13 protein-coding genes are annotated in these 20,813 nt (G+C 52.9%); 4 read left to right on the top strand and 9 right to left on the bottom strand.

Annotated elements, in window-relative coordinates:
* Positions 1 to 56: 56 nt before the first annotated feature.
* The 7 genes from EKN00_RS05200 to EKN00_RS05170 form a co-directional block, all read right to left on the bottom strand.
* The gene (locus tag EKN00_RS05200) at positions 57 to 1,712 is read right to left on the bottom strand and encodes a SpaH/EbpB family LPXTG-anchored major pilin (RefSeq protein WP_164848032.1); all 1,656 of its coding nucleotides are present in this window, start codon (positions 1,710 to 1,712) and stop codon (positions 57 to 59) included.
* A gap of 39 nt (positions 1,713 to 1,751) precedes the next feature.
* Positions 1,752 to 3,068 carry a pilin N-terminal domain-containing protein gene (locus tag EKN00_RS05195; RefSeq protein WP_127849091.1) on the bottom strand — a complete coding sequence of 439 codons (1,317 nt, stop codon included), beginning with the start codon at positions 3,066 to 3,068 and terminating at the stop codon, positions 1,752 to 1,754.
* Positions 3,068 to 5,752, bottom strand: a complete 2,685-nt coding sequence (locus EKN00_RS05190; protein ID WP_127849090.1) for a vWA domain-containing protein — start codon at positions 5,750 to 5,752, stop codon at positions 3,068 to 3,070. The genes EKN00_RS05195 and EKN00_RS05190 overlap by 1 nt, the downstream gene beginning before the upstream one ends.
* 837 nt (positions 5,753 to 6,589) lie before the next feature.
* On the bottom strand, positions 6,590 to 7,450 hold the full coding sequence (locus tag EKN00_RS05185) for a helix-turn-helix transcriptional regulator (RefSeq protein ID WP_127849089.1): 861 nt from the start codon (positions 7,448 to 7,450) through the stop codon (positions 6,590 to 6,592).
* Positions 7,450 to 8,355 (bottom strand): helix-turn-helix domain-containing protein, encoded by a 906-nt coding sequence (locus tag EKN00_RS05180; RefSeq protein ID WP_164848031.1) that lies wholly within the window; start codon positions 8,353 to 8,355, stop codon positions 7,450 to 7,452. The genes EKN00_RS05185 and EKN00_RS05180 overlap by 1 nt, the downstream gene beginning before the upstream one ends.
* Positions 8,356 to 8,621: 266 nt before the next feature.
* Positions 8,622 to 10,250 carry an ABC-F family ATP-binding cassette domain-containing protein gene (locus tag EKN00_RS05175; protein ID WP_164848030.1) on the bottom strand — a complete coding sequence of 543 codons (1,629 nt, stop codon included), beginning with the start codon at positions 10,248 to 10,250 and terminating at the stop codon, positions 8,622 to 8,624.
* A gap of 449 nt (positions 10,251 to 10,699) precedes the next feature.
* The gene (locus tag EKN00_RS05170) at positions 10,700 to 11,572 is read right to left on the bottom strand and encodes a metal ABC transporter solute-binding protein, Zn/Mn family (RefSeq protein WP_127849087.1); all 873 of its coding nucleotides are present in this window, start codon (positions 11,570 to 11,572) and stop codon (positions 10,700 to 10,702) included.
* 327 nt (positions 11,573 to 11,899) lie between these two features.
* Between EKN00_RS05170 and EKN00_RS05165 the strand changes: the two genes are divergently transcribed.
* The 4 genes from EKN00_RS05165 (at position 11,900) to EKN00_RS05150 (ending at position 16,651) form a co-directional block, all read left to right on the top strand.
* Entirely contained in the window at positions 11,900 to 13,312 is a 1,413-nt protein-coding gene (locus EKN00_RS05165; RefSeq protein WP_127849086.1) for an aldehyde dehydrogenase family protein, read from the top strand.
* Positions 13,313 to 13,457: 145 nt separating this feature from the next.
* Positions 13,458 to 14,330: an AraC family transcriptional regulator gene (locus EKN00_RS05160; protein WP_127849085.1), complete on the top strand. Its 873-nt coding sequence runs from the start codon at positions 13,458 to 13,460 to the stop codon at positions 14,328 to 14,330.
* A gap of 900 nt (positions 14,331 to 15,230) precedes the next feature.
* A complete protein-coding gene (locus tag EKN00_RS05155) occupies positions 15,231 to 15,845 on the top strand; it encodes a sugar O-acetyltransferase (protein ID WP_127849084.1) in 615 nt (204 codons plus the stop codon).
* Between the two features lie 20 nt (positions 15,846 to 15,865).
* Positions 15,866 to 16,651 carry a Cof-type HAD-IIB family hydrolase gene (locus EKN00_RS05150; RefSeq protein ID WP_127849083.1) on the top strand — a complete coding sequence of 262 codons (786 nt, stop codon included), beginning with the start codon at positions 15,866 to 15,868 and terminating at the stop codon, positions 16,649 to 16,651.
* Between the two features lie 77 nt (positions 16,652 to 16,728).
* Here the strand turns inward: EKN00_RS05150 and EKN00_RS05145 are convergent, their stop codons facing one another.
* On the bottom strand, positions 16,729 to 17,907 hold the full coding sequence (locus EKN00_RS05145; protein ID WP_127849082.1) for an MFS transporter: 1,179 nt from the start codon (positions 17,905 to 17,907) through the stop codon (positions 16,729 to 16,731).
* Positions 17,908 to 17,973: 66 nt separating this feature from the next.
* Entirely contained in the window at positions 17,974 to 20,523 is a 2,550-nt protein-coding gene (locus EKN00_RS05140; protein WP_127849081.1) for an excinuclease ABC subunit UvrA, read from the bottom strand.
* Positions 20,524 to 20,813: the final 290 nt, after the last annotated feature.

The following is a 20,813-nucleotide window of genomic DNA, read 5'->3' as shown; positions in this document are numbered from 1 at the left end:
TTTTGTTGCTGCAACCAGCATTTAAGCTGCGGTTGCTATGAATTATCAATCAGTGACTAAGCGTTAGCCTTCTTGCCGCGCTTCATCACGATAAAGCCTGCACCAATCAGCGCAATGCCGGCAATGGCAAAGAGGATGAACCCCATACCACCAGTCATTGGCAGGATGGTACCAGGTTCCTTGGTGTTCTTGATGGACTGAATCTTACTGGTCTTCCAGTCAGTACCATCAATGGTGAATGGCGTTACTTTGTTACCAGGAAGTGCGTAACCTTCAGGAGCCTTAGTTTCAATCAGTGAGTATTCGCCGTACTTGAATCCACTAATGGTCAGGTTACCGTCAGCGGCAGTGGTCAGCTTTGTTGCATCATCTTGGTTATCTACCCATTCAATTTTGGTTGGGTTGTAGTTCCCATCAGTGATGTTGTCGACGCCAGTGAGCTTTGCGAACTTAACAACAGCCGTGTCACCATTCTTTTCACTCTTCGTGAGTACAAATTCCGCACCGCCCAGCTTTTCACCGGTCTTGGAATCTTCCTTGACGAACTTGTGACCACCGAATGGAGTAATCTTCTTGTCGGTGTGCAAAGTAATTGGCGTGTGACCAAACGTCACGTTCAAATTGTTATCCAGTGTCTGCGCAGGAATAGCATTCTCATTCAATTGAACCGTGTATGTGATAACAGCAACCTTGCCTGCGTATGGCTTTAGTGCGTCAATTGCTTTGACACCGTAAGAAGTGGTGACATCAGGCTGGTCTTTAACACCAAAAGTCATACTCCACGAACTTGCATCCGTCTTAGGATTTTTTTGCTTATTAGTAAAAACGTTAGGATCGGTGAAAACATTCTGTTTATCTTTATCTGTGGCATAATCATATACTGAAACGCCGTCAACAGTAACACTATCAATTTGCTTAAAGGTGGCACCAACTTCGTTCATCGTGTCGGCAATACTAAATGTTTGTAACTTTTCAGTATCACTTGGAATTGGTGTAGTTACTTTGTACTGCAACGTGTCACCGACTTCGTATTGTCCATCAGCCTTAGCATCCAAAACAGTCTTAGTTACCATTGCGTCCTTTGGGTACAAGTTAATCGTACCATCATCGCCGGTCTTAGCTGGCAGCGCAACAATCAGCAGTGCAGATGGTGCATAGTTATCAGGTGTTTTGGTTTCAGCAAAGGCGTAAACAGAGTTACGTTCAATCTGACCACCATCCGAGTTAACAGTTGTCTTGGCTGGAAGACCGGTGAACACCGCTTTACCATCGTCACCAGTTGTCTTTACGCCGTCTGCAACCTTGTTAGTATCATTTTGAACTAACTCTGGTTCGCTCTGCAGGTTGGTTTCAACTGTCGTTGCAGCCTTTTTGGCCTCCTCAGGGCTGGATGCCGGAAGAGCTTCGTACTCGCTGTAAAATTCCTGGGTAATGTTGTAAACCGTGAATTCAGCACCTGGTAGTCCTGTCAGACCGTCGAGGTCACCATTGTTTTCCCCAGTGTTTTGAATCTGAGTCAGCTGATTGTCCTTGATAGCCTTCTTGTTAATCGTAAAGGAAACAGTGCCTCCGTTGCTGGCGCCTCCATTGCTGGGGTCTCCATCAGCCGCCCTAACCGTCGTTGCGCTAACCAAGCTGGCCAGTGTGGACAGAAGGACTGTCAGCACCATGAACAGGTGCCATAGTTTTGTCGAGTGAGTTGTCTTCATCATTTTTCTCCTTGATTGTGGCCCCATGATTGCGAGGCGTAATTATGCTTGCGAATGCTCGCGTTTTTTCCAGAAGTGCAAGACGAGTAACATGACAACAAAACCTAAACATGATAATAGCCAATTCCCTAAGTCCCCTAACTGAGGGAAGATGCCCGTACTTGGTAATAATGGATGTCCGGGCGTGTGCGTGCGGCCTTTTCCAGGTGGATTGGGCGTCCGCGATTTGGTTCCCGGATTCGGCGGGAACCATGTGTTTGGCAGTGGTGGCTGATCCTCGGTGTTGTACACGCGAGGCTGCCCCAGTGCGATTGTTTCTGCGGTAACTTGGCCGGAACTAGTTTGCGCTAATTCCGTATCGTTGACCGTCACCGGTATCAGCTTCCCCGAAGCCGTGTACATGCGTGACGGGACGTTGACCTTGATTTCGCCGGCATCGTTCTGGAACCCTTCCGGCGCGTCAACTTCTGCGAACTCATAATTACCAGCGGGTAGCGAGATGCCACCCAATGTGACCAGCCCGGTCTTCTGCGACGTGAACCTTGCCACGCTCGCATCCGACTTCGGGTTGGTCGCAGCCACCCACTGCAAGTTCAGCGGGTCCGGCTGCTTGGCTGCGAGGTAAAGCTTATCCCCCGCAGCATTCTTCTTGAATAACACGAACTTTGCACCGGCCAGCCGCATTTCGCTGCCGTCCAGCGTGACCCCGTACTTGAAGAAGTACGCGTCACGGCCGTAAACCAAATTCTTCGGGTACATGTGCACGACGTTCAGCTTCTGTCCGGCCTGATCCGCCATGCTGGCAGATACAACCAGCGGCGCCGTGTCCCGTTGCTGGTCAACCGAGATGCCAGACTTGCTGGTATCCGTTTCGACCACAATGTATAGTGCCGGGTCATCCCCGCGTGTGCGGTCCAGGTGCAGACGGGCAATCCCGTCCTCATCCAGCGCATCGTCGTGGCCCGTGCTGACCTCAGCGACCTTGGTCAGGTTGTCCGCCTTGACCGCCGCCAGCGCACTGGTTGAATCCATTGCGCTGAACTGGCGGGCGAAGGTCTGGACGTCCTGCCCCTCACCGTGGGCCTTCTGGAACAACGCCGAAGCATCGAACACCGTGAAGGTCACCCCGTTGAGACCGGTCGTCTTGGTCATGATATCGCCAGCTGCATCCGCCTTTTGACCATTGTTTAGGTACCAAGGTTGCACTTTAGCATTCACATCGGTGTAAAGGCGCTTATGCAAAACCAGTTCGAAGCTAGAAGTTGTTGCTGCGTGCACTGGTTCGCCGCGTGCCAGTGATGCCACTAGGAGCATCAGCGGCACCAGGAACCAGGTGAGACGCTTAATTATTTTGATCATTACGCCTCACCTCCTTTCCAGTACCAGTAAAGTCCGCCTGCCGTCAGTACCAGTGCCAATGTGAGCAGTACGTATGGGAGAATCCCCGGACCACCTGTCATCGGCAGACGCGCTGAATCCGGTAATTTCGGTTGCGACTCATCTGCGAGCGTAATTGTCATTGTTTGGTGCGTGGCATCACTGCCACCAGTACTCAAGTTCACGCCGACCTGCTTGTTATACGGCATGTCGAACTCAGAATACTTGAGCAAGTTCAAATTGTTCGTGGTGGCTTCGTGGCCACCATCACGAAACGCCATGGTGTCATTACCAACCTTAACCGGCCGGCCCAGACTATCAATCTGGAAGCTGACTGTCCCGATTAACCGTGCGTACCCGTCAGGCGCGCTCGTTTCGGTTAACTCGTAATCGCCGGGTGCTAATTCGGATAGCCCGTTAAAGGTGATACCATCCTTATCGGTGGTAGTTTCACCGTTGTAGGTCGTGCCATCCGGTCCCTTGAGCTGGAACTTAGCCCCCGCCAGCAAATTGCCAGTCTTACTGTCAATCTTCTTCAGGCGCAAGCTGTAATGCATTTGCGCCGACTTATCGGTCTTAACCAGGACAAATTGTTTGTCGGCTTCCGCCTTCGCGCCGTCCTGATAAACGCCATCTTTGGCGGTGCCACTTGTTGGTAGCTGCGGTGCGTCGCCGCCATTGACAGTGACCTTCTGCCCGTCGTAGCTGAACGCAATCGGCGTTTTGTCGAGCTTGTACCCATCTGGGCTCTTGGTTTCGTGCGCCGTATATTTCCCGACGCGCAACCGCATCGTCTTTTGCTTGTCGCTCAGTGTTGTTGTTTTATTGTTTGGTCCATCAACTTCGAATTCGGCATTCTCCAGCTGGTTACCACCGTACTGGGCGCCCTGCGCAAATTTCTCAAACATTAGCGTTGCGCCGTACCCCCGGCCGGATGGAATCCCAAAGTTAACTTTGTCATCCGTTGGCGTTGGCTTGAACGTCGTTTCACCGTTCATCTGGTACCACTTACCACTGACAAAATCGTCGGTGTCAGTGTTCAGTTTGACGTTGTAACTTAGGCGCAACGTTTGGCCAGCGCCCAGGTTGATGCCGGAAACATCTAACTGATTGTTCTTGATTTCGGCGGTCGGCTTATCAGCACCACCCTCTGTGGACACCTCGACGTTTTTGTTTGGGTCTGCGTAACTGTACTGAGCACCAAGTGGATCAGTGATGGAACCATCAGCAACCGTCCCGTTGTTCATTTCCTTAACAATCTGGTCAGCTTCCTTCATCAGGTAAGACTTAATTGCATCCGGTGTATCGGCATCTTCATACTGTCGTTTGCCGGTGGCGTCCTTGCTGGCAATCTGGCTGAATCGCTGTTGAACAACATCCTTGCTTAAGCCTTGATTATCACCCAGTGGATCATCATCTGTCAGTTGAATACCAAGTGCACGAATGTCAGTGCCCTCTACTTGAATGTTGCGGGCTTCCCCAATGGTTGCAGCCCAAGTACTTTTAATCCATTGACCGCCTACGTTGTATGGCTCAGTGGTGTCCGCACCATTAGCCACATAATCATTCCCCCACAAAAATAATGAGGTGTTTCCGCGACCATCAATGTGGCTGTCAAAGCTAGTACCGACCGCAATTCCTGCCTCCGAATCATACTTTGCATTATTTACTCGGTATGAAGACGTTGGCACACCGTCAGACAACACAATCATGATTTGCTTGTGCCCGTCTTGAGCCTTACTTTTGAGCATCTCTTCGCCACGCTTCAACCCGTCTTGGGTAAATGTCCCGCCCTCAAAGGTTCTGTCGACTGCGGCATTAATCTGACTGCCCTGATTACCATCCATTGGCTTCATGTCCAAGCTAATATTGTTGTCAGGATAACCATTGCTCGAGAAGGCAACTAACCCAACGTTTAAGTTTTTCTGGACATCTTGTGAACTAGCGGCAATTTGGTCCGTGAAGGCTTTGAGCCCCTCACGGAGTGCCTGGGCTTTGGTGTTGGCATCCTGGTAGGTTTGTGCTTCTTGGACTTGAATTTGTTTTCGAAAAGGCCCATTCCAATCTTGTCCCAACAAGTACCAATTCCCATTATTACGATAAATCACATAACGTTGACTTTGATCAACGTACGCCTCATAACCTCCAACGTCATCTTGACTTGATCTGTAGTACTGGCGTCCGTTATAGATTTCCGTCTTTTCGTGCGGCCGCTGCGTCTCATTACGATCGCCGTCTTTTATCTCCATACTTCCGGACATATCCACCACGAAGACAATATCGAGGGGCTTGATGTCCTTGGTCTGACGCGTACTACCCTTCACATCCAGATGCACCTGATATTTCCCAGGCGTAGTCGTCTGCGTGGCGTACTTGCGAATCTGGTAGTCAGGATTTGATTTGTCCTTGCCGAATTTCAAATATGTGCTATCACTATCCTTTGTTTCGATACCCGTAGTTTTAAATAAGCTGTTTCCTTCTTGTCCACCAATGTGGTTAAGTACATCGTTATCACCAGCAAGATGCCAGGCTGCTTTATCAGCCGGACGTGTTCCTTGCTGATCAGTGGTGTAACTTAACGGTATACGGTCACCATTTCCGCCCGCATTTGCATTCAACGCCGGGAAAATGGCTTGGGTTAATGGAATTACAAGCACTAATACCATTAGCACTCGTAATATTCTACTGCGCATCTACAACTTCCTCCAAGTCTTTGATTGCTCGCACCATTACCCACACTCGTTTAACTAATTCGCCGCCCCCACAGCTTCTGACAAATCTCGGCTTATCTCCATTACCCCCTTGCTCGGTTACTATAAATTGCAAATAAAAAAGTCCGCCAACAAGATTACTCTTGCTAGCGGACTCTCCCTCATCCATAGGGAAAATTCGTTGAACGGATTTGTTCATCCATCTCTAGCTTAGGTAACCAACAATTAAACTGGTACCTAAACCTAACTCCCGCGTCCGTTCGTGCGGTCACTAAAAGAACCGTCCGAAAAACAGAAGGCAATCCCCCGAAAACCTTCATAACGTTTCGAAGTATAAACTATAAGGTATTTAATGGCAAGCAAAAATCGTAAAAATAGTTATGGAATTCTGCACACACTTTTCTGACAAAAAGATGCCTTTTGTTGCATATTCGCCGCTGATGCTGAAAATATATTTGCAAATAAACCCGTCGCACCTTGTCTTGTCATGAAAAATGCCGCTATCAAGGACTTTTGGTGTTGGTTTAGCAAAACAGTATAGTTAACATGTCATACAGTTGTAATCTCACGTGTAAGTCTAGACCAATCGCTCGCCAGTAAAAAATGCATATATTCATTCGTTATATGCATATACATTTAAGCCTGATTCTTGTTATCGATACATTCACATATTCATCGTGCAGATAACGAAAAAGGCGCATTTAAGAACGCACACATTCAGTCAAAAATAGAACTTTGGTCAAAAAAAACCACGTCCAACCGCGGACGTGGCATGAATTACCGGCGCAATATTCAAAGCTCTAGGTTTAATGTTCGTACATTGATCTTACGCAGGTTGTCTTCCAGCTCCGTCGAGTGCAGCGGCAGAATGTGCCGATACACGTCCGCCACCAGCTCGCGGTTTCCTTCCGTATCTTCCTTCTGGACAACCATGATTGCCTTCAAGAACATGTAGGTCGAGCGGTTGGCAATCAGCACTTCCGCCATGGGTTCGACCATATCGATTTGCCGCATCAGCGTGCTGGCAAAGTTGCTGTTGCGTTCAACCAGGACCGCCAGCCCCTCCAACACGCTCCGCCATGCAGCGCCATAAAGGGCAAAGTTCCAATCACGCAGGCTTTCGGTAATGTTGAGGACTTCACGGCTGAGCATGAACACCCGGTTGTCATTCATCAGGCGCAGCGTCCAGAATAAGACGTCCAGTTCGGCCTCGTCCCAGGACAGGTTCTCGAGCAGCATCGTTGTCAAGTTCTCGACTTCTTCATCGGTGCACAGCTGCTTGCCGGTCAGGTCATAGTACTTGCCCGCAATCAACATGTGGTCCAAGAAGGCCAACACCTCATCGCCCGCTGCGACTGGGATGGGATTGCTAAACAAATCGGCTAATTTGGCTGTGTCCCTCGCGAGGTAGAGTTCATGGATATGCGTGCGTGCATCCTGACTGGTCTGGGACAGGCGGTCGGAAATATTAGCAAACTGGCGCAGAGATACCCCCATACGCAACAGCAATTCCTGCATTTTTTCGAGCGGCATATCCTTCTTCCCCGCTTCGAAGGCAGCCAGTGCATTGGTCGTCGTAATGCCAGTTGCCGCCATTTCGAGGGTGAAATTCTTGCGCGCACGAATGTATTTGAATTGTTTACCCAAGCCCATTATTTTGCCTCATCATCTTCGAAAATATTACCAACCAAATTGAGCGTGCTCCGGCGGTAACGGCCCCACAGCTTGGTGGACCCGTTGAACTGCAGAATCGCCAGCAAATCAATAATTTTCTGCCGATTTGCCGCACTGGGCTCGGTTAATTCGTTGTAACAGAGCGTCAGGAAGCGCCGGCGGAAGAGAATGATACTGATGGTGATTGGCACCTCTTCGGCGTTACATAGCCGCAGCAACACTGGACAGTACGAGACCTCATGCTGCATCAGGGTGTCCACCGCGTTGAGCACGGCCGACCAGCCATCCCGGTAAAGTGACATGTTCCAACTCTTAATCTGATCCAGGTGCGCCAGCAAATCGCGGGCGAACATGAAGATGTGGTTGTCCGGCAGCAGCGTCATCGCGTTCCCGAACAGAATGATTTCGTTCTCGTTCCATTCAGAGATGGTGCGCAACTTCTCCATGAGCTGGGCCAAATCCTTGTCGCTGACCAGAATTTCCCCAGAAATGTCGCAGTACAACCCAGCGGCGGACATCATGTCGTTAAAATCAATCTCGGACCGCGTTTTGTGGTATTGGTCCATCTGCTCCAGAACGATTTCCCGCATCTGCGGCTGATCATCATTCCGGTACGCGGCGACCGCCTTGAACAAAAAACTACCCGCGTGGCCAGTACTCTGGTCACTCAGGCTGGCAAATTCACGAAAACTAACCCCCATGTTCTTGAGGAGGGCGGTCACCTTACCGGCGGCTAAATCGGTAACCCCGTTTTCAAACTTGGACACCGTCGCAACGGACGCAACGCCCTTAGCAACATCCTTGAGCGCCATACCCCGCGCCGTGCGTAACTCCCGAAAATTCTCACCAAGCATCATCTTCACCCTGCGCTTGCTAATGCGCATATTCTTATCTGCAATTTTTCGAACGCGTATGCTTATATTGTTCATTTTAAGCATTCGCGAAATTTTTGTAAAATATTATTTATCACTAACTTATAGTAAAAAAGGTGCCAGCCATCCGCCGCAATTGCTGCGGGATGACTGGTACCTTTTTTACGTAACCACCGGTGTTAACGCCTTGTTAACGGCCTTTTCAGCTGGCAACAAATTTGCACCTGGGTTCACTTGTCTATTAATTTTGGTGACCATTAGCAATTGCTAAGTGATTTCTATTCGCCGTAAATCGCCTTAACCTGCTCCTGAGCAATTGGGTGCTCCAGGAATTCGTCGTAGGTGGTGCCGGCACGGTCAACGACACCCTTAGGCCCAACTTCGATGATGTGGTCGGCAATCGTCTGGATGAATTCGTGGTCATGACTGGTGAAAATCACGGCCCCAGGGAAGTCCACGAGCGCATCGTTCAGTGCGGTGATGGATTCGAGGTCCAGGTGGTTGGTGGGGTCGTCCAAAATCAGCACGTTTGGTTCTTCAAGCATGAGCTTAGCCAAAATGCTGCGGACCTTTTCGCCCCCGGAGAGCACGGAGAGGTGCTTGAGTACGTCATCCCCAGAGAACAGCATCCGCCCGAGGAACCCACGCAGGAACGTGTTGTCCTGCTGGTCCTTTGGTGCGAACTGCCGCAACCAGTCGAGGATTGAGTCATCGCCACTACCAAAGGCACTGTTCAGGTCCTTGGGCATGTAGCCGCGGCTCGTGGTTACGCCCCACTTCACACTGCCACTGGTTGGCTGCACTTCTTCAGCGAGCAGTTGCAACAGCTGGGTGGCCGTCACGTCGGAGCGGCTGATGATGGCCGTCTTTTCGCCGGGGTTCAGGATGAAGCCGGCGTTACTGATGGCCGTTTGTCCGTCAATCACTAGGGACAGGTCCTCGGCGCGGACCAGGTCGTTCCCAATCTCGCGCTGCTGGGTAAACTTGATGTACGGGTACTTACGCGTACTTGGCTTGATGTCATCGAGTGTGATTTTTTCAAGCTGCTTCTTCCGGGACGTTGCCTGCTTGGACTTACTTGCGTTCGCGGAGAAGCGCGCAACGAAGTCCTGAAGCTGCTTAATCTGTTCTTCCTTCTTGGCGTTAGCGTTGGCGCGGAGCTGCTGGGCCAGTTCGGAACTCTTGCGCCAGAAGTCATAGTTCCCGACGTACAATTCAATCTTACCGAAGTCCACGTCACACATCTGCGTGCAGACTGCGTTCAGGAAGTGCCGGTCATGGGAAACAACCAGGACGGTGTTCTCGTAGTCAGCAAGGAAGTTTTCCAGCCAGGAGATGGTCTGCGTGTCGAGCCCGTTGGTAGGTTCGTCCAGCAGCAGTACGTCCGGCTTACCGAACAGTGCCTGGGCAAGCAGCACCTTCACCTTTTCCCCTTCAGGAAGTTCGGCCATCAGCTGGTCGTGCTTGTCACCCTCAATACCGAGCTGCTGGAGAAGCTGGGCGGCGTCACTTTCGGCGTTCCACCCGTCCATTTCGGCGAATTCGCCTTCGAGTTCGGCGGCCTTCATTCCGTCTTCTTCGGTGAAGTCGGCCTTAGCGTAAATGGCGTCCTTTTCCTGCATCACTTCGTAGAGACGAACGTAACCCTGAATAACGGTGTTCAGCACTGTCTGATCATCAAAGGCAAAGTGGTCCTGCTTCAGGCTACTCATCCGTTCGTTGGGGCCAAGGGTAACGGTCCCTGAACTAGGCGTCAGTTTGCCCTCAAGAATCTTCAGAAAGGTGGACTTGCCGGCCCCGTTCGCCCCGATAATTCCGTAACAGTTACCTTCCGTGAACTTCAGGTTAACGTCGGAGTAAAGCGTCCGGTCGGTGAAGGTCATGCTGACATTATTTACAGTTAACATTTGGTCTCCTTTGCTAGGCAACTGAAGCAAATGCAGGACAATTTGACCTGCACCTGCTTGTAGTCACCTAGAATTTAATTTAATGGTTTAGTTGTCGTGATTATGCATATAGTCATATATTACCAGATATGAATTGGCGTTAGAATGCCTGCAAAAATTGATTCCGCATACATTTGGTAAAAGTGTCAACACATCGGCGATTTGGGTTAACCCACAACGCAAAAATGGGGTTTTCGCACATTTGAGACAGGACATATTTTTAAATAGGCGCAAAAATCGGAATTCTGCGCCTATTTAAAAATATGTCCTGTGTCATTAGCGTAAAAACCACCATTCGGGCGTTGACTCATGGCTCGCCGGGCAGCAAATCTCCGGCTTGGCGTCATCCAGTCGCACTCGGGGCCGGGCGCCTTTGCAAAACGCAAACTGCTCTGCGGGCGTCCTGCTGATTACTGCAACTGCCGGTAGTTGCTAAGCATCCACTCAAGGTAGGTCTTGTGGTTCGGCTGCGTCTCGCGCACATTGACCACCTTGACCCCCGCCTTCTTGGCCGTTGCGACCACCTGCTGCACAATCGGGCTATCGGACTGCTCGTTATTCACGAACACGCTAATCTTGCCCGACCGCAAATCACTGCGCAGCGTGGTCAGCGCTTTTGGCGTCGGGTCGGTGCCATCTTCAATGCTCTTGGCGAAATCCTTGTCAATCAGTGTGTAACCCGCGGCCTGCAACCCGTAGTCAAACACGGGCTCGGACGATGCGGCGTACTTCTGGTTACCCGTATTCCGCAACTTCTTCAGCAACGCTTCTAGTGGTGCCAGCTGCTTAACGTACTTTTGCGCGTTACGTTTGTAGGCCGCCGCGTTTGTTGGATCCTGCTTGCCGAACTGACCAGCGAGTTTGGTTGCGAGCTTGGGCATCATCTGCGGGTCGTAGAAGACGTGCTCATTGTCGCCGTCCTTCAGGTGCATAACGTCCTCTGCCACCTTAATCTGTGTTGCTTTGGGGTTGCCAGAATCCGTCAGTTTTGTCAGCCAGTCGTCATAACCGAGGCCATTATTAATGACCACGTCGGCGCCAGCGACAAGTTTGCCCGTCGCCGTTGTGGCCTCGAAGTCATGCGGGTCTATGTTGGCGTTATCGATGATGGCCGTGGCGTGGCCGTACTTACCGAGCACCGCCTGGGCCGCTTCCTGGTAAACGCGCAGGCTCGTGACAACCTTGAGCCCGTCGCTCCTGGTTGCCTGCTGCTTGGTTTGACCGCACGCTGCCAGGAACATAATCAGGATGAGACTGGCAAAATAGAAAATTCGTTTACGCAAATTTTTAACCTCCGGGGCGCTTCCTTCTTAATAGTAACTAGATTCAGTTTAACCTACCGCCGGCGCCGGGGCAAACGGTGAAGCAGCTGTTTCACCTAAAACAATTTTCTGTACCATTATTGACGAAACAGCGGGTGCAAATTATAACAGTTTTCCGAACAATAGCCGCTAAACGCTTGAAACGTAATCGCTAACAAGTTTGAGAACTTGTTGTTGAAACACGCCACAAACGTTGTTCTCGCGCGGTTTGCGGCTATTTACACGCCGACGTTTAAGCTTTATTATGTGTTTGTAAACAGTAGATTGAATCGGAAAAGGGAGATAACAATGCCAGATACAGCCACTCTGGAACCAAAAACCTCTGCCGCTGAAGCACAGGTCAATGAACTTGTTGCAAAGGCGCAACTTGCCTTCGATGCTTACCAGAAGTACACCCAGGAACAGGTCGACGCAATCTGTCAGGCGATGGTAACAGCCGCAGCTGCTCACGCCAAAGAACTAGCAACCTTGGCTTACAAGGAAACTGGTCGCGGGAACGCTGAAGACAAGACCATCAAGAACATCTACGCTGCCCAGTACATCTGGAAGCAGATTAAGGACGACAAGACCGTCGGCACCATTGAAGTTGACGAAAAGAAGAAGATTGAAAAGATTGCGGAACCACTGGGCATCATCGCTGGGGTCACCCCAGTAACCAACCCAACGTCCACCGTTATCTTCAAGATTCTGCTGGCCTTGAAGACCCGGAACGCCATCATCTTCAGTTTGCACCCACAGGCCTTGCAGTGTGGGGTTGCAACCGCGCGGCTCATGGCGCAAGCAGCCGTTGATGCCGGTGCTCCTGCAGATCTCGTTCAGTGGATCTCAAAGCCTAGCATCGAAGCTTCGAACGCTCTGCTGCAGCACCCCGGCGTCAACATCGTGCTGGCAACTGGTGGCCCTGGCCTCGTGAAGGCCGCTTACTCCACCGGAAAGCCCGCACTTGGTGTTGGCCCTGGTAACGCCCCAGCCTACATCGAAAAGACCGCAAACGTGAAGTCTGCCGTTACCGACATCATGCTCTCCAAGACGTTCGACAACGGGATGATTTGTGCCAGTGAAAACAGTATCGTCGTTGACCGCGACATTCTGGCCGACGTTAAGGCTGAATTCACCAAGCAGGGTGCCTACTTCGTACCGGAAGAGGACCTGCAGAAGCTGTCCGACGCCGTTATCGACCCCCAGCGGCACACCGTCCGTGGCCCTGTTGCTGGACAGACTGCCGAAAAGATTGCTGAACTTGCCGGCATCAAGGTTCCTGCTGGCACCAAGCTTCTCATCGGCAAGCTCGATGGTATCGGCACGAACTTCCCATTCTCTGGTGAAAAGCTCAGCCCAACATTGTCCATGTACGTTGCGAACACGACCGACGCAGCATTTTCCATCTGCCTTGGCCTGCTAAACTACGGCGGCCTTGGGCACACGGCGGTTCTGCACACGCAGGACAACGACATCGTTGACCGCTTCGGCCACGAAATGCCTGCTTGCCGCATCCTGATTAACACCCCAGGTTCTCTTGGTGGGATTGGAGGCCTCTTCAACGGCCTCACCCCATCCCTGACCCTTGGGACCGGGACTTACGGGAAGAACTCCATTTCCCACAACCTGTCCACCGGCGACCTGCTCAACATCAAATACGTTTCCCGTCCAACTCGTCACCCAATCGACTTCATCAACGAACTGCGCGCGGTAATTCGTTAATCTAAGGTTCAAAAAAGGCTTTGCGCTTTGGCGCAGAGTCTTTTTTTGACCAAACACTTACCATAATATAGAAGAAAACAAAACAAATTGTCCGATTCCGTGTTAGAATTTGGAAGATTACTAATTACGGAGGCACTTTCAACTTATGATAGGCCAATACGAACAGGTGGAGCAGGCAACTGGACTGCCATTCAAGTACTTTGCACATGATCCACTAACAGATATCAACGTCGCCCCACACTGGCACCAGGGCATCGAACTCAACTTCCTGGTCGACGGTGGGGCGCTCAAATTCGTGACGAACGGGCACACCAAGGAATACCACCCCGGTGACATCTGGGCCGTCAACCGCCGCGACGTCCACAGCGCAACCGGTGATTCTAACCTCGACTGGCAGGAATTTGGCTTCATCATTGATGACAAATTCCTGGTGTCACGCCTGCCCGAAAGCATGAACTGGCACCTCAGCCTCGAGGGTAAGCAGTCCGGGATGGTCATCCCCCAGGCCTACGCCGAGATTCGTGAACACGGCCTCGCGATTCACCATCTGCTGCAGCACGCCCTGACCGCAACCGGCCGTTTGCAGGTGCTCAGTCATTTTTACGCGCTGCTGGTCGCTCTTGGTGAAAACTTCGCCACCCCCATGGCCAGTGAGGACATCAATCCGAATCCGCGCCTCATCAATGCGGTCATGACCACAATTAACCAGGAATTCGACCGCCCACTAAGCGGCAGCGAACTAGCACGCATCTTCCACGTTTCGCTCACGACGCTCAACCAGCAGTTCAACGCGAACGTGCAGATGCCCGTGAACAAATACATTCGCTTCGTCCGTCTGCTCAACGCGCGGCGGATGCTGCTCGAATCCGACAACACACTCGAATCCATCGCCAGCGCGTGCGGCTTTTCCAGCGACAAGACGTTCGTCCGCAACTTCAAGGACTGGAAACACATGACGCCAAGTGATTACCGCCACGCGTTTGCCCGCTACCACCGGGTGGACGCATCGTGCCTGTAACGAAGCACCTCTTGGCTTCTCGTACACAGATTTCTCTAGCTTTTGTCTAGCCCAACGCATCTATTCTTAGTTGTGTAATTGTTGAGCTTTTTGCCGGATATCAGCGGTTAAATGATTGGGAGTGCAACAGCCCCTAGTCTTAATATACGCAACAAAGGGAGCACTACAGTGTGCTCCCTTTGTTTGCATTTGCTGCGTACTAAGCCTTCACTGCCAAGTCCGGTGCAGCGGTTTGAGTCTAATATTATTAAATCAGTGAACGATGCGTGCTTAAACACCCTGGCTTAAACATTTAATTGGGGCTAACTTTTATGTCTTTTTGCATAAACCCATGCGCAAAAAACAGCTGCTAGTATACGAATTATTCCAGACTGAGTATCCGGCACATCACTAATTCCCCAAAAGAACAGAAAAACCATGCCACCCACAATTAAAGCAGCAAAGATGACGTTAAATATCTTTGTTACCATAAATGACATCACCACCTTTAGGCTACGATGCTAATGAGCTCAGCTATTACACTGCCCAACAATAGCATGGTTGAAAACGCTACAAGCAATTTCCTGATTTTCATTCACTTTTGCCTCCAAGTATTATAATTACCCAACTCCGTCATTATATACCATGTAATGTAAAAAACAATCCATTGGGCATTTTATATAATCTGATCATTTGCCAATACGTTGATGTGTTAATTTTAGCTCCCAAACTTTAGTTGTAATTACCAATGTCCAAACACCTATGTTATAAATCAAATGTCTCCTGACCAAGTAAAGCGAAGAAGCGCTTCACAATTATGTGGCTCTCTTTTATTTTTGACGCCATTTGCTTTCAAAAATGTCCCTTTGTGAAAGCGAGTACATGCTAGAATGGATGTATTGCTTCAGAAGGAGATTAACCATGAGTATAGACAAAAACCGCATGTTGCACGGCCAGCTTTACCGCGCGGATGATCCGCAGCTGGTCACGATGCACAAGCATGCGCAACAATTACTGTTCCTGTACAACCGAACGGCACCCGAGGATGATAATAACCGGGCTAAGTTACTGGCACAACTGCTAAACGTGCCCGCAACTGATGCGCACATTGAGGCCCCAACCCGCATGGATTACGGGGTAAACGTGCACCTGGGCAAAAACTTTTACGCCAACTACGACAGCATTTTTCTCGACGTGGCCCCAATTTCAATTGGCGACAACGTGATGATCGGGCCGCGCACCAGCCTCTACACGGCGGGACACCCACTAAGTGCCACGGTGCGCCGCGATGGGCTCGAGTACGGCCACCCGATTACAATTGGTGACGACGTCTGGATTGGCGGGAGCGTGACGATTTGCCCCGGCGTGACCATCGGCGATAACGTCGTGATTGGTGCCGGGTCCGTGGTGACCAAGGACATTCCGTCCGGCGTGCTCGCTGCCGGTGTGCCCGCCACCCCCATTCGGCCCATCACCGAGGCGGACGAAATTTATTGGGATGCAGAAGCGGCCAAGTATTGGGACGCCAAGCGATAGTTAGCTGAGGAGGATAAATAATGATCAAATTAATTGCAACAGAAATGGACGGCTCATTCTTGCGCGATGACATGACCTACGACGAGGCCAAATTTGCCGAGTTAATGAAGCGCATGCAGGCCCAAAACATCCAGTTTGTTTGTGCCAGCGGGAACCAGTATTTCCAGCTGCAGTCGTTCTTCACCAAGTATCCGGACGTGATTTACGTCGCCGAAAACGGGGCGTACATCCGCAGCCGCGACCACGTATACGCCGTCAGCTCCTTTAAAGACGCCGCTACTGCCGACATCCTCACCGTCCTCAACCAGATTGACGACATCAAGTTACTGGTGTGCGGCCAGGCGAATGCCTACGCGCTCACAACCACCGACCCGACGCACGTGCAAACCATGCGCAATTACTACCACGAGCTGCGGGTGATTGATGATTTTGCGGACATTGACGACCGGATTTTGAAGTTCGCCATCTCCTGCCCGCCGGCGCGCACGGATGCGATTGTCGAGCACTTGCGCAGTGCGCTATCCGGCCTCGCCGATGTCACCAGCAGCGGCCACGGCGATATTGACATCATCCAGCCGGGCCTGAATAAGGCAGCTGGCCTGAAGGAGTTGGGTCAGATTCTGGGCGTTGATTTGGCCGAGATGGTTGCATTCGGTGATGGCGGTAACGACCTGGAAATGCTGCGGGAGGTCGGCGATGGCGTGGCAATGGCCAACGCCCAGCCAGACGTATTGGCCGTAGCGAACACGACCACCGGTAGCAATGAGGACCAGGGTGTGCTTCAGTACCTGGACAAGATTCTCTAATTGCGCCGCGAGACTAATAGCAAACAAATAGGATTCGGGGAACGACAAAATTTGTCGCGACCCGAATCCTATTTCAGTTAGTCAAACACCGACCGGCTCTTGATGATGGCCACCCCGCAGCTGAACATCAATGCCGTGATGACAATGAGTAGCCAGATGACCGGCGTCCACGAGTTCAGCGCGCTACTGATGAGCCCGAACGCCACTGGACCAACGGCGGCAACCACGTACCCGCCGGACTGGGCCATCCCCGACAGGCGTGCCGTATCGGCGGCGCTGTCCGTGCGTTTCTGGAAGAACACAATGCAGATACTAAAGGCCGCACCGGAAGCCGCACCCATTAGCGCGGCCAGCACCACGTTGAAGACTAAGTTCGTGCTGCCCAGAAGTAACCCAAGTGCGCCGATGAGGAACCCGCCGCCACCAAACATGTTGATGGCCGTCAGTCCCCACTTGCGCTCCGCAATCAGCGGCACCGTCATCGATAACGGCAACCCGCTGAGCTGAAAGACCGTCGCCAGATTGCCGGCGACCACCTGCGAAAACCCGGCTGCGTGCCAGAGCGTCGGCAACCACGTCACCAGCGAGTAGTACGCAATCGACTGCAGCCCAAAGTAGATCAGGACAATCCAGGCCTTGGGGGTGCGCCACATTGACCGCTGCGGTTGTCCATGTTCTGCGGTCGGCTCCTGCACCTTGCGCATCTGCGGCAGTGCGAGCACCCAGACAATCAGGCCAACCAGGCCGACGAGTGACAGGCTGGCTAGGGCCCAGGTCAACGACGTGTTTTTGGCAATCACCCCAGACGTGGCCGTCCCAAATGACGCCACGAGCGCCATCGCGGTTGTGTACAGCGTGGTCTTGGCCGCAACACTGGTCGGGAACTGGTCCTTGATGATTGCGGGCAGAAGCACGTTGCCCCCCGCAATGCCAATGCCGATGCCACAGGTACCCAGCAGCAGCGCCCATACGTGGGGCACAACGCGCAGGTAGCTACCTGCCGCCAGCACAACCAGGGCAATTAGCAGCACCCCTTCGTTGCCACGCCGGCTACCCAGCCGCCCGATAATCGGGGAGACTAGCGCAAACATTAGCAGCGGAATGGTCGTCAGCATACCCGATAACGATGCCGGCAACCCGATTTGGCTTTCAAGGCTGGACATGAGTGGTGGGATCATCGTAATTGGTAGGCGCAGGTTTGCGCCCACTAACAGAATCCCGCAGATTATTAGCCATGTCGACCGTTTCTTACCCATATTTTCGCTTCTTTCCCGTGCATTCTTTGCTAATCTTAGCACATGCCGTGGCCCTCACTCCACACATTACTGATTGGCAGGTGCGAACTTGCGCAGGTGGGCGCGCAAAAAACCACTGGTGTGCCCCGCCGTGCTTGCCGCAACCTCTTCGGGCGTGCCCGCAGTCACAATCTGGCCGCCCTCGCTGCCGCCACCCGGGCCCATGTCCACGATGTAATCCGCGTTCGCAATCACGTCGAGGTCGTGCTCGATGGCAAGCACCGTCCCGCCTTGATCAATCAATTGCTGGAACACCTGTAGCAGCACCTGCACGTCAAGTGGGTGCAGACCAACAGATGGTTCATCGAAAACAAACAGGGTGCCACTTTGGCGTTTGCCCATGTGCGACGTGAGCTTGAGGCGCTGCGCCTCCCCACCAGACAGGGCCGGCGTGCTTTCGCCAAGGTGCAAATAGCCTAAGCCCATGTCGTGCAGGGTCTGCAGCGTCGCCGTGATGCTAGTTTGATCAGTGGCGGCGAAAATCGGGAGCGCCGCATCGACGGACATGTCCAGCAGGTCGGCGATGGAATATCCATGCCAAGAAACCGCCAGCACCTCCTGCTTGTAACGCCGCCCGCCGCAATCAGGACAGGTTTGCTGCATATCGGGCAGGTACTGAATATCGAGGCTGATTTGCCCCGTGCCGTTGCAGGTGGGGCAGGCACCCGCCGCCACATTGTAGGAGAAGTGGCTGGCGGTGAAATTCCGCGCCTTAGCTTCCGGCTGCGCGGCAAACAGCGCGCGCAAGTGGTCCAGGATGTCGGTGTACGTGGCCACGGTCGAGCGGACATTCTTGCCCACTGGCGACGCGTCAATTGCCACCACCTTGCGCAGTGTTCCGCGGCGCACGCCCGTAACGAACTGCGGCGCCGGGTTCTTCTTGGTCGCCGTCAGCGCTGGCACGAGCGCGTCGAACACAAGCGTGGATTTGCCCGCACCGGAGAATCCGGAAATTACGGAAAATGCGCGTACCGGCAGCTGAACATCCAGGTCGTGCAGGTTGTACCGGTCACTAACCGCCACCCCGTAATGCTTGGCCGTCGCCAGCGCGGACGCACTAGCTTGTGGGCGCACCCGCAACTTGGTCGTCCCGTTTAAAAATGGCGCGATCAGGCTGGTTGACTGCGTGGCAATCTCCGCGGGTGTCCCCGCATCGACCACCTGTCCGCCGCGAATCCCGGCGTCCGGACCAATCTCCAGGACGTAATCGGCCGCCTCGATGATGGCCGTGTCGTGGTCGACCACGATGACGGAGTTCCCCTGGGCCACGAGTCCCCGCATCACGTCAATCAGTCCCTGCACGTTGGCTGGATGCAGGCCAATTGACGGCTCATCCAGCACGTACAGCACCCCCGTGGTTTTCGTGCGCAGGGTGCGGCTGAGCTGAATGCGCTGAAGTTCACCGGTGGACAAGCTGCCCCCGGCCCGGGCCAAGGTGAGGTAGCCCAGTCCTAGTTCCAGCAGGGGCCGGAGAATCTGGTCCAGCTCACTTAAGATATCGTGCGCAAGTGCCTGCATGTCTGCTGGCAGCCACGCGTAGATTTGCGGAATGAACGCACTCAGTTCGGTGAGCGTCATGTCACTCACTTCGGCGATGTTCTTGCCGGACACCTGCTGGCTGAGCAGTGCCGGCTTGAAGCGCGTGCCGTGGCAAGTCGGGCAGGTGCCGAAGCGGTAGAACTTATTCAGCCGCGCGATGGCCCGCTCGTTGGTCGTGGTGGCCATACTGTCGGTCACAGCCGCGTGCGCGTTCTCGAAGACGGCGTTGTCCATATGGAAAATTTTGCCGGACTTGCTCGGAATATTGATGGCGTACTTCTTGCGGGGCCCGTTCCACACCATTTCCTGCTGCTCCTTGGGGAGATCTGCAAACGGCGTGTCGATGTCGATGCCAATTTGCTGGGCCACAATGTACATGAAGTTGCGCCCCGGCAGCCGCCACGAGGCCACCGCGCCGTCGCGAATCGTCTTGCTGGGATCCGGAATCAGTCGGTCTTCGGCGAGGGTCTGGGCACTGCCCGTCCCGTTGCACGTTGGGCAGGCACCGGTTGAGTTGAACGCGAAGTCCTCAGCGGCAAACGCCATGAACTTCACGCCGCAAACTGGGCACACAATTTCGCCCATTCCACTGCCCGGTTTGTTCGGCAAATCCATCGCGCGGGCAATCGCCAGCGTCGGTGGCACCTGGTGCCCATTCGGACAGCGCGGTGACCCCAGACGGGAGAAGGCCAGCCGGATGACGTTCAAAGCCTCGGTGCTGGTCCCCACCGTCGAGCGCACCCCGGGGACCACCGGCCGCTGCCGCAACGCGATGGCGCTCGGAATGTGTTCAATTTCGTCCACGTCCGGTTTGCCGGTCTGGCCGAGCCGCCGCCTAGTATAGGTCGACAGCGCGTTCACGTACCGCCGCATGCCCTCCGCGTAGAGAACGCCCATCGCCAGTGACGACTTGCCCGAGCCGGACCGCCCGGTGATGGCCACCAGCTTGTGTAGCGGAATATCCACGTTAATGTTCCGCAAATTATGTACCCGCGCCCCGCGGACCCGAATATGATCTGGAATTGTGCTTTGCGCCATAGAAAATGCCCCCATTTCTACAATCATGATACCACCGGCAACCGGCCGTGCACGCGGACAAAAACGGCGCAAATGCCGGCACGCGGTTGACACGGTTTTGCGTGCATGGTATTAATTAACTATCAAAAACATCGGAGGTCACGTCCATTGAAGATTTAAGCTAGTTGCCCGAACTTTACGTCACTATCACCTTTAGGGGGTAGTGCGCAGTTCTGGCACTCGCTTAATCTTCTCTGGCGGGCCAAGCTCCCGGAGATTATTTCGGGGGCTATTTTTATGCACTGACTGCG

It is taken from the genome of Lacticaseibacillus hulanensis (assembly GCF_004010095.1).
GTDB lineage: Bacteria > Bacillota > Bacilli > Lactobacillales > Lactobacillaceae > Lacticaseibacillus > Lacticaseibacillus hulanensis.
This window is presented reverse-complemented; position numbering and strand designations above follow the sequence as displayed.

What these genes read in the sequence shown, in the direction of transcription:
- EKN00_RS05155 (WP_127849084.1), top strand. Translation starts at nt 15,231, where the DNA reads ATGAGTATAGACAAAAACCGCATGTTGCACGGCCAGCTTTACCGCGCG.
- EKN00_RS05145 (WP_127849082.1), bottom strand. Translation starts at nt 17,907, where the DNA reads ATGGGTAAGAAACGGTCGACATGGCTAATAATCTGCGGGATTCTGTTA.
- EKN00_RS05180 (WP_164848031.1), bottom strand. Translation starts at nt 8,355, where the DNA reads ATGCGCATTAGCAAGCGCAGGGTGAAGATGATGCTTGGTGAGAATTTT.
- EKN00_RS05175 (WP_164848030.1), bottom strand. Translation starts at nt 10,250, where the DNA reads ATGTTAACTGTAAATAATGTCAGCATGACCTTCACCGACCGGACGCTT.
- EKN00_RS05200 (WP_164848032.1), bottom strand. Translation starts at nt 1,712, where the DNA reads ATGATGAAGACAACTCACTCGACAAAACTATGGCACCTGTTCATGGTG.
- EKN00_RS05160 (WP_127849085.1), top strand. Translation starts at nt 13,458, where the DNA reads ATGATAGGCCAATACGAACAGGTGGAGCAGGCAACTGGACTGCCATTC.
- EKN00_RS05185 (WP_127849089.1), bottom strand. Translation starts at nt 7,450, where the DNA reads ATGGGCTTGGGTAAACAATTCAAATACATTCGTGCGCGCAAGAATTTC.
- EKN00_RS05165 (WP_127849086.1), top strand. Translation starts at nt 11,900, where the DNA reads ATGCCAGATACAGCCACTCTGGAACCAAAAACCTCTGCCGCTGAAGCA.
- EKN00_RS05140 (WP_127849081.1), bottom strand. Translation starts at nt 20,523, where the DNA reads ATGGCGCAAAGCACAATTCCAGATCATATTCGGGTCCGCGGGGCGCGG.
- EKN00_RS05195 (WP_127849091.1), bottom strand. Translation starts at nt 3,068, where the DNA reads ATGATCAAAATAATTAAGCGTCTCACCTGGTTCCTGGTGCCGCTGATG.
- EKN00_RS05190 (WP_127849090.1), bottom strand. Translation starts at nt 5,752, where the DNA reads ATGGTATTAGTGCTTGTAATTCCATTAACCCAAGCCATTTTCCCGGCG.
- EKN00_RS05150 (WP_127849083.1), top strand. Translation starts at nt 15,866, where the DNA reads ATGATCAAATTAATTGCAACAGAAATGGACGGCTCATTCTTGCGCGAT.